The organism is Oxalicibacterium sp. (assembly GCF_035565035.1).
Taxonomy (GTDB): Bacteria; Pseudomonadota; Gammaproteobacteria; order Burkholderiales; family Burkholderiaceae_D; genus Oxalicibacterium.
Genome location: NZ_DATMTD010000019.1, coordinates 23,138 through 32,129 on the forward strand (window position 1 = coordinate 23,138; position 8,992 = coordinate 32,129).

The following is an 8,992-nucleotide window of genomic DNA, read 5'->3' on the forward strand; positions in this document are numbered from 1 at the left end:
AACGTACAGTGATCGTCCACGCGGTAGGGATGGTTGATCATCGTCGCTGCGCGCGTGTATACGGTGTCAAGCCGGTAGCTGCAAAGTCCTGTTGAATTGTGATTCGAAGCAGGGCGGCCTTATTCAACCGTCACGGACTTTGCCAGATTCCTCGGCTTGTCCACGTCGGTGCCGCGTGCCAATGCCGTGTGATAGGCGAGCAACTGCAATGGAACGACGTGCAGGATCGGCGACAGCAGGCCGTAGTGTTCCGGCAGGCGAATCACGTGCAGGCCGTCGTCCGACGCAATGCGCGAATCGCCGTCGGCGAATACGTAGAGTTCGCCGCCGCGTGCGCGCACTTCCTGCATGTTCGATTTCAGCTTTTCGATCATCGGGTCGTTCGGTGCAACGGTGACGACCGGCATTTCCTCGGTGACGAGTGCGAGCGGGCCGTGCTTGAGTTCGCCGGCCGGATACGCTTCGGCGTGAATGTATGAAATCTCCTTCAGCTTCAGCGCGCCTTCGAGTGCGATCGGGTAGTGCAGGCCGCGGCCGAGGAAGAGTGCATTTTCCTTGCGCGCAAATGCTTCGGCCCACGCGATGATCTGCGGCTCCAGCGCGAGCACGGCGGTGATGGCGACTGGCAGATGGCGCATCTGCTTGAGGAAGGCGGCTTCCTGTTCATCGCTCAGGCGCCCCTTGACTTGCGCCAGCGTCAGCGTGAGCAGGAACAGCGCGGCGAGTTGCGTGGTGAATGCCTTTGTCGAGGCGACGCCGACTTCGACGCCGGCGCGCGTGATGTAGGCCAATGCGCATTCGCGCACCATCGCGCTTGTCGAGACGTTGCAGATGGTCAGCGTGTTGTTCATGCCTTGCGATTGCGCATGACGCAGCGCGGCCAGCGTGTCGGCGGTTTCGCCGCTTTGCGAAATGGTGACGACCAGCGCGTTCGGATTCGGCACGCTGTCGCGGTAGCGGTATTCACTGGCGATTTCGACATTGCACGGCACGCCGGCGATGGCTTCGATCCAGTATTTGGCAGTCATGCCCGAGTAGTAGCTGGTGCCGCAGGCGAGGATCAATACCGAATCGATCTTCTTGAAAATACCGAAGGCCTTGTCGCCGAAAATCTCGGGCATGATGGCCTCGACCCCTTCCAGCGTGTCGGCGATCGCGCGCGGCTGTTCGAAGATTTCCTTCTGCATGTAGTGGCGATACGGGCCGAGTTCGACCGCGCCGGTGTGGGCGTGCACAGTGCGGACCTCGCGTTGTACCTGTTTGCCGTTTGCATCGACGATCCAGACGCGCTGCAATTGCAGATCGACGACGTCGCCTTCTTCCAGATAGATGATCTGGTCGGTGGTGCCGGCCAGCGCGAGTGCGTCGGACGCGAGGAAGTTTTCGCCGTTGCCGACGCCGACGATCAGCGGCGAACCGCGGCGTGCGCCGACCACGCGATGCGGTTCGTCGCGGCTGAAGACGGCGATGGCGAAAGCGCCGGTCAGGCGTTTGGTTGCGATCTGCACGGTTTCGAACAGGTCGCCTGTATACAAATGATCGACCAGGTGCGCGATGACTTCGGTATCGGTCTGGCTTTCGAAGACGTAGCCTGAGGCCTTTAATTCTTCCCGCAACTCATCGTGATTCTCGATGATGCCGTTGTGGACGAGCGCGATGCGGTCGCGCGAAAAATGCGGGTGCGCGTTGTGCGATGCCGGCGCGCCGTGCGTGGCCCAGCGCGTATGCGCGATGCCGGTGAAGCCGGACAGGTGCGCGTTGTCGATCTGCTTTTCCAGTTCCGCGACACGCGACGTGCTGCGCGAACGCTCCAGTTTGCCATCCACATGCAAGGCGACACCGCAGGAATCATAGCCGCGATATTCAAGCCGCTTCAGCCCTTCGACCAGGATGGGAGTGATGTTGCGTTGTGCTACTGCGCCGACGATACCGCACATGGGGAGCCTCTGATAACAGGAAAAGATGTCCGATAGTAGAGTAGAGATTGTGAAATAAGTTTTCTAAAAAATGATTAGATTGGCTTAATATTGCAATAAATGATAATGAAGAAATTAAATTTCATTTAAATGAATAAATTTACCTTATGAGCAATCAACTTCCTCAGCTGGATGATCTGGATCGCCGGATCCTGAATGAATTGCAGGTCAACGCCTCGCAAACCAACAACGATCTGGCGGCGGCGGTGCATGCCTCGCCGCCAACCTGCCTGCGCCGCGTGCGTCGGCTGGTGGAGCTGGGCGTGATTGAGAAACAGGTGGCGGTGGTGTCGCCGGCCAAGGTCGGCGCACAACTGACCGCCATCGTGGAAATCACGCTGGATAACCAGGCGGCGGAACGACAGACGGAATTCGAAATGCTGGTCGCGGCGGAGAGTGCGGTGCTGCAGTGTTATCGCGTCTCGCCCGGTCCGGATTTTGTGCTGATTGTGCAGGTCGCCGACATGCCTGCCTATAACGCACTGGTACATCGTTTGTTCGCATCGCATGCGAACGTGCGCAACGTGAAGAGTTTTTTCTCGATCCATCGCAGCAAGTTTGAAACGCGCATCGCGGTTTGATGCGCGTTTTTCAGCAAGCTTCTCGATGCGGCGTGCAATCGATCACGGCGCGAGTCGTGTGAACACGTAATCATTGTTTTTCACCAGCGCCTGATGACACGCAAAACAGGTTTGATGTTGCGCGAGATCAGTCGGTTTGCCATCGATGAAACGCCCGAAACCCCAGCCGCCGGTCGCCGCATACTTCTTCGAATCCTTGACCATCACCTGCACCGTTGTCGCTTTGCCGGGAATATAGGCAGGCGCAAATTCTTTCGATTGCACGTGCTTCCACGCCAGCTTGACCAGCACCGTGCCGTCGGGATACGGCAACTGATTCTTTTCGACGGCGGCGATCGCGGACGGATTGCCCAGTACGACGCGCAATTCGTCCAGCGGAGCGGTTTCATGTGCCGGCGCGATGAATTGCCATTTGCGATACCCGTCGGGAATCGTCACGCCGTAAATTGGTGAGGCGTCGGGATTGCCTGGCGACGGTGTGAGCGGTGCTGCAGGCGCCGACGATATGCCTGCAGTCAGCATCACCGATGCGACGACGGAAGCAGCAAGAAAAATGGAATGAAATGAGCGCGCCATCAAAGCCTCCTGAACAAGATAGATGGCTTTATATCGCGTGGATGCGGCGGTTTTATGTCGCAATGTATCCGCGCCGGGTGCTGATACAAAACATTGCAAGACGGCGACTGTGCCGATGCGTCGTGGCTTTAAAGCGTGGTTAAAACATCGCCAGAAACTGCCGCGCTGCGGTCGACAGTCGCTGTCCCTTCAGCCAGGTGATCGCCACTGCCGATTCCAGCCTGCAACCGGCGATCTTCATAATGTGCAGATTGTCGCTTGAACCGAGCAGCGCGGCCGAGTGCGGCACGATCGCGGCACCCAGGCCCAGTTCCACCAATGCCAGCAGCGCCATGACGTTGTCGCTTTCGCAGAAAACCGTCGGCGTGACATCGGCTGCGCGCAGTTCGTCCCACACCATGTCGTGCGAAAAAATGCCGTGCTGACGTTGCATCATCAGTAGCGGTTCGCGTGCAAGTTTCGGTAACGTAATCGACCGCGGGCGCGATTCGCCCGGCAATCTGCGCGTGACGGCGACCCATGGTTCGGTCACCAGCGGCGTCCAGTCGTAGGTGTGTTCATCGACCGGCAGACGCACGATGCCGACTTCGATCACGCGTGAATCCAGCAGCTCCAGTACACGGTAGGTGTTGCCTTCGCGCCATTGAAAGTTCACATCCGGATAGGTGGCGTGGAATTCGGCGATGCGCGGCGGCATGTACAGATGGCCGATGCCGGGAGGGCTGCCGATGGCGAGCGTGCCGCGCAGGCCCTGGTCGAATTCGCGAATTTCCTTGGTCGTCGTATCGACCAGGCCGAGGATTTGTTCTGCGCGCTGGTAAAGCGCGTGACCAGCTTCAGTCAGCCGCAGACTTTTTGTATTGCGTTCGATCAGTTGCACGCCGAGTTCTTCTTCCAGCATTTTCAGTTGCAGGCTGAGCGGTGGTTGCGCCATGTGCAGGCGTCGGGCGGCGCGACTGATCTGTCCTTCTTCGACGATGGCCATGAAATACTTCAGTTGTCGAATATCCATGCTTTGTCCCTTTTTTATGTCTATATTTTATAAGTATGAACGGACGATAAAAACAGTATTTTTCTTATGAATGTGCGCCGTCTAGACTTGCCAGCAAGTTGCTGAAAACGGGGAAACAACATGGTGCGCAAGTCGACAATCTGGATCATGGCCATCACGGGCGGCGTAGTGGTTGCCAATAATTATTACAACCAGCCGCTGCTGGTCGAGTTTGCGCATACGTTCGGCGTGACGGAGAAATCAGCCGGCATCGTGGCGGCATTGACGCAGTTCGGTTACGCGCTCGGCATGCTGCTGTTCCTGCCGCTGAGCGACATGCTGGAGCGACGCGGCATGATTCGCGCCTTGCTGCTGGCGACGATGTGCGCGTTGATCGCGGCGGCGCTTGCACCGTCGATGCACTGGCTGATCGTCGCCGGTTTCGCGATCGGTTTTACAAGTGTCGTGCCGCAGTTGATGACGCCGTTTGCGGCGCAGTTGGCGGAGCCGAAGGAGCGCGGCAGTGTCGTTGGCATCGTGATGGGCGGTTTGCTGACGGGCATCCTGCTGTCGCGCACGATTGCGGGTTTTGTCGGTGCGCATTTAGGCTGGCAGGCGATGTACTGGATTGCTGCGGTGCTGATGGTGGTGCTGTTTTTTGTGCTGGGCCGCACCTTGCCGCAAGGTCCGCCGACTTTTCACGGCAGTTACGCGTCGTTGATGCATTCGATGCTGGAACTGATACGCACACAGCCGGTATTGCGCGAGACGTCGCTGGTTGCCGCGCTGCAGTTCGCCGCCTTCAGTGCATTCTGGACCACGCTTGTGTTTCATGTGTACAGTCTGCCGCAGGCGTACGGCAGCGATGTTGCCGGCATGTTCGGCCTGATTGGCGTGATCGGTGCGAGCGCCGCGCCGTATGCGGGCAAGTTGTCGGACAAAAAGAGTCCGCGATTGACCGTGATGTTGAGCAGCATCGCGTTCGTTGCTGCGTATCTCGTATTTGGCGCAATCGGTTACGGTCTGATCGGTCTCGCGTTTGGTGTCGTGCTGCTGGATCTGGGGATGCAATCCGGACACGTATCGAACATGACGCGCAATTTTGCATTGAAGAGCGAAGCGATGGGACGCCTGAATACCGTCTATAACGTCACGCGCTTTCTCGGCGGCGGCCTTGGTTCGGTAATCGGCAATATTGCATGGAGCCATTGGCGCTGGCCGGGCGTGTGCGTGATGGGTGCGGTGTTGTCCTTGCTGGCGATTGCGGTGCAACTGTATTTCGGCAGGCGCTATGCCGCTACCTCGGCGATTGCGTGAGATGAGGGAAAGTGAATGAATGTGCCGGAATGAAAATCGGGCCAGATGGCCCGATTTTCATATGTCTGCAAGAAGAATTACTTTGGTTTCTTGACCGGACGCTGCCAGTTCTCGACAGTGATCTGTTTGGCGCGCGCGACGGTCAGCTTGTCGGCCGGCGCATCCTTCGTCAGCGTGGTGCCGGCGCCGAGCGTCGCCCCCTTGCCGACGCGGATCGGTGCGATCAGTTGCGTCGCGCTGCCGACAAATACATCGTCTTCAATGATCGTGCGTGATTTGTTGACGCCATCGTAGTTGCAGGTAATCGTCCCCGCGCCAATGTTGACGCGTGACCCGACTGTCGAGTCGCCGATATAGGTCAGGTGATTGGCCTTGCTGTGTGCGGCGATCTCGCTGTTTTTCACCTCGACGAAGTTGCCGATGTGCACGTCTTCCGCCAGCACGGTACCCGGACGCAGACGTGCATAGGGGCCGATGATGCATTCGGCACCGACCACGGCGTTTTCAAAATGGCTGTAGGGACGGATGTGTGCATCGGCGCCGATGGTGGAGTTGTTGATGACGCAGTAGGCATCAACCTGCACTCCGTCGGCCAGCACGACATCGCCTTCGAATACGCAGCCGACGTCGATGGAAACATCACGACCGCATTTCAGCGTGCCGCGTATATCGATGCGGGCCGGATCGGCCAGCGTCACACCTTGCTCGAGCAGTGCGTTGGCGATGTTGTGCTGATGCATGCGTTCCAGTTCGGCCAGTTGCACCTTGCTGTTGACGCCGCTGGTTTCCCACACATGATCGGGCTGGGCCGAGACGACAGCAACGCCGTCGGCGACTGCACTTGCAACGATGTCCGTCAGGTAATACTCGCCCTGCGCATTGTTGTTCGACAGATTTGCCAGCCACTTCTTCATCAGTTTCGTCGGCGCAACGATGATGCCGGTATTGACTTCACGGATGGCGCGTTGCGCTTCGTTCGCATCCTTTTGCTCGACGATGCTGGCAATTGCACCCTTGTCGCGCACGATGCGCCCGTATCCGGTCGGGTCATCCATGTTGACGGTGAGAATGCCCAACTTATCGGTTCCTGCGATGTCCAACAAACGTTGCAGTGAGGCAGCAGTGGTCAGCGGCACATCGCCGTACAGAATCAAGGTCGGGGTATTGTCGTCCAGATGCGGCACTGCCTGCGCGACGGCGTGGCCGGTACCGAGTTGCGGTTCCTGTTTTGCAAAAACGAGATCCTTGGCCTGCAGCAATTGCGGTACCTGTTCGCCGCCGTGGCCGTAGATCACGCAAAGTTTTTCCGGAGAGAGTTGGCGAGCCGTGTCGATCACATGCGATAGCAGCGGTTTGCCTGCGAGGAGGTGCAACACTTTCGGCAGCGCGGATTGCATGCGCTTTCCCATACCTGCGGCAAGAATGACGATATTCATAGGATGCCAATGAAAAGAATGCAAAATTTTATCATGCGGCCCACTCGCATCATGACGAAAAGACTACTCATCCTCGGCCTCGCGAGCATGCTGCTGGCGTGCAGCGCAGCGCGCATCGGTTACAACAACGGCGAGACTGTTTCCTACTGGTGGTTGAACAGCTACGTCGACTTCGAGAGCGAACAGAAACCCTGGGTCAAGCAACACATCGACGAGCTGTTCGCCTGGCATCGCAAAACGCAATTGCGCGAATATGTGCAGCTTGTTTCACGCATTCAGCATCGTGATCTGTCGACGGTTACCAAGGCCGACCTGCTCGGCGATTATGACGACGGACGCACACGCCTCACGCGGATCACCGAACGCGCCGCACCGGATCTGGCCGATCTGGCGCTGTCGTTGACCCCGGCTCAGATTGCCAATATCGACGAGAAGTTCACAAAGAACAACGATAAATTCCGAAAGGAATATCTGAAAGGCGGTACGGCAGAACGACAGGAATTCCGTTACAAGAAAATGATGAAACAGGCCGAATACTGGTTCGGCAACTTCAGCCGGGAGCAGGAAACGAGATTGCGTGCATTGTCCGATGCGCGTCCGCTCAACAACGAACTGATGCTGGCCGAACGCATGCAGCGGCAGAAAGAGCTGATCGCCATGCTGCGGAAGATCCATGCCGAAAAGCCGTCACGCGATGCGACTGCAACAATGATCCGCAAATATGTTGCCGACACCATCAATCATTTCGGCAACAAGCAGCAACAGGCATTTGCCGATGCCACGACCGAGGCCAACGCTGCGCTGGTGGCGGAGATGATGCGCATGGCGACCCCGGAACAGAAGCGTCATTTCATCAATACGCTGCAGGACTGGGTCAGCGATTTCAACCGGCTTTCGGCCAAGGCGTCTTCCTGATCTTCAGTGGCGAGCGCATGTATCGGGCACAAACCTGCATCAAAGGGCTTTTTTACGCATGAAGGGACGCGCTTCTACATGAGGCAAAGGGCGATCCTTAATGTGAGGACTTAATTTCTATCGGCTCTATCAGCAGTTGGATTGCCAGCGCCACGAGTCTTCGCACATTGCCTGAAGTGATTTCTCTGCACGCCAGTTCAATTTAGAGTTGGCGACCGAGGCATCGGCATAGCACACGGCAATGTCGCCTGGCCGACGCGCAACACGCGCAAAAGGGATGTCGCGGCCGCTGGCACGGGCGTAGGCTTTTATCATTTCCAGCACACTGTAACCGTTGCCAGTACCAATATTCGCCGTAATGCTTTGGGATGCCGTCTCCAGATAACTCAGCCCCGCAAGGTGCGCCTTGGCCAAGTCGACGACGTGGATGTAGTCGCGAATACCAGTACCATCCGGGGTTGGATAATCATCGCCATATACGGATAACTGCGCCAGCCGACCGCTTGCCACTTGCGCAATGTAAGGCATCAGGTTATTAGGAATGCCGAGAGGGTTCTCGCCAATGAGACCGCTTTCGTGCGCACCAACCGGATTGAAATAGCGAAGGTATGCGATGTTCCATGACGGATCCGATTTTTCCAGATCCCTCAAAATCTGCTCGCCAATCAATTTGGTCATGCCGTAAGGGTTGGTTGCGGATAATGGAAAATCCTCCGTGATCGGCACCGAGGCAGGCTCACCGTACACCGTGGCGGAAGAGCTGAAAACCAGTCGTTTGACATCGGCGTCATGCATGTTTGCAGTCAAGGTCAGCAGACTGCCGAGGTTGTTTGTGTAGTAATCGAGCGGTTTCTCTACCGACTCGCCCACTGCTTTCAATGCGGCGAAATGAATTACCGTAGAAATATCGTGCTGTTCAAGAATTTTCCGCGATGTTTCCGCTTCGCATAAATCTCCTTCGACAAAATTCAACGTCGCACCCGTGATGCGCGAGATGCGCTCCAGCATCACAGGACGGCTATTAATGAAATTATCGACACCGATCACGTCGTGTCCGGCATTGAGCAATTCGACCCAAGTATGAGAACCGATATAACCCGTCGCACCTGTAACTAGAATTTTCGGTTTTTTCATGACTTAATTTGAATTGTTGAATAAGGGTAACGAACTGCCGTCAAGACAGTGGCATTTTGGAAGACT

Annotated in this window: 8 protein-coding genes; 3 read left to right on the forward strand and 5 right to left on the reverse strand. The window is 56.9% G+C overall.

What is annotated here, in order from left to right; translation table 11 throughout:
- Window positions 1-119: 119 nt before the first annotated feature.
- Window positions 120-1,937: a glutamine--fructose-6-phosphate transaminase (isomerizing) gene (glmS, locus tag VN114_RS02160; protein ID WP_325511516.1), complete on the reverse strand. Its 1,818-nt coding sequence runs from the start codon at window positions 1,935-1,937 to the stop codon at window positions 120-122.
- Window positions 1,938-2,083: 146 nt separating this feature from the next.
- On the opposite strand from glmS, the gene VN114_RS02165 reads away from it, so the two are divergent.
- Window positions 2,084-2,557 (forward strand): Lrp/AsnC family transcriptional regulator, encoded by a 474-nt coding sequence (locus VN114_RS02165; RefSeq protein ID WP_325511518.1) that lies wholly within the window; start codon window positions 2,084-2,086, stop codon window positions 2,555-2,557.
- A gap of 42 nt (window positions 2,558-2,599) precedes the next feature.
- Here the strand turns inward: VN114_RS02165 and VN114_RS02170 are convergent, their stop codons facing one another.
- Complete coding sequence (locus VN114_RS02170) at window positions 2,600-3,079, reverse strand: cytochrome P460 family protein (RefSeq protein WP_325511530.1); 480 nt, start codon at window positions 3,077-3,079, stop codon at window positions 2,600-2,602.
- A gap of 193 nt (window positions 3,080-3,272) precedes the next feature.
- Entirely contained in the window at window positions 3,273-4,145 is an 873-nt protein-coding gene (locus VN114_RS02175) for a LysR family transcriptional regulator (RefSeq protein ID WP_325511520.1), read from the reverse strand.
- 120 nt (window positions 4,146-4,265) lie between these two features.
- On the opposite strand from VN114_RS02175, the gene VN114_RS02180 reads away from it, so the two are divergent.
- Window positions 4,266-5,441 carry an MFS transporter gene (locus VN114_RS02180; RefSeq protein WP_325511522.1) on the forward strand — a complete coding sequence of 392 codons (1,176 nt, stop codon included), beginning with the start codon at window positions 4,266-4,268 and terminating at the stop codon, window positions 5,439-5,441.
- Between the two features lie 77 nt (window positions 5,442-5,518).
- On the opposite strand, the gene glmU is transcribed toward VN114_RS02180, so the two are convergent.
- Window positions 5,519-6,877 carry a bifunctional UDP-N-acetylglucosamine diphosphorylase/glucosamine-1-phosphate N-acetyltransferase GlmU gene (gene glmU, locus VN114_RS02185; protein WP_325511524.1) on the reverse strand — a complete coding sequence of 453 codons (1,359 nt, stop codon included), beginning with the start codon at window positions 6,875-6,877 and terminating at the stop codon, window positions 5,519-5,521.
- A 51-nt stretch (window positions 6,878-6,928) separates the two neighbouring features.
- On the opposite strand from glmU, the gene VN114_RS02190 reads away from it, so the two are divergent.
- On the forward strand, window positions 6,929-7,792 hold the full coding sequence (locus tag VN114_RS02190) for a DUF6279 family lipoprotein (protein ID WP_325511526.1): 864 nt from the start codon (window positions 6,929-6,931) through the stop codon (window positions 7,790-7,792).
- 129 nt (window positions 7,793-7,921) lie between these two features.
- Here VN114_RS02190 and galE read toward each other — a convergent pair whose 3' ends face one another.
- Complete coding sequence (gene galE / locus VN114_RS02195) at window positions 7,922-8,926, reverse strand: UDP-glucose 4-epimerase GalE (RefSeq protein WP_325511528.1); 1,005 nt, start codon at window positions 8,924-8,926, stop codon at window positions 7,922-7,924.
- Window positions 8,927-8,992: the final 66 nt, after the last annotated feature.

Excerpts from the sequence above, each read along its gene's own strand:
- VN114_RS02190 (WP_325511526.1), top strand. The coding sequence starts at position 6,929 with ATGACGAAAAGACTACTCATCCTCGGCCTCGCGAGCATGCTGCTGGCG.
- glmU (WP_325511524.1), bottom strand. The coding sequence starts at position 6,877 with ATGAATATCGTCATTCTTGCCGCAGGTATGGGAAAGCGCATGCAATCC.
- VN114_RS02175 (WP_325511520.1), bottom strand. The coding sequence starts at position 4,145 with ATGGATATTCGACAACTGAAGTATTTCATGGCCATCGTCGAAGAAGGA.
- glmS (WP_325511516.1), bottom strand. The coding sequence starts at position 1,937 with ATGTGCGGTATCGTCGGCGCAGTAGCACAACGCAACATCACTCCCATC.
- VN114_RS02170 (WP_325511530.1), bottom strand. The coding sequence starts at position 3,079 with ATGCTGACTGCAGGCATATCGTCGGCGCCTGCAGCACCGCTCACACCG.
- VN114_RS02180 (WP_325511522.1), top strand. The coding sequence starts at position 4,266 with ATGGTGCGCAAGTCGACAATCTGGATCATGGCCATCACGGGCGGCGTA.
- VN114_RS02165 (WP_325511518.1), top strand. The coding sequence starts at position 2,084 with ATGAGCAATCAACTTCCTCAGCTGGATGATCTGGATCGCCGGATCCTG.
- galE (WP_325511528.1), bottom strand. The coding sequence starts at position 8,926 with ATGAAAAAACCGAAAATTCTAGTTACAGGTGCGACGGGTTATATCGGT.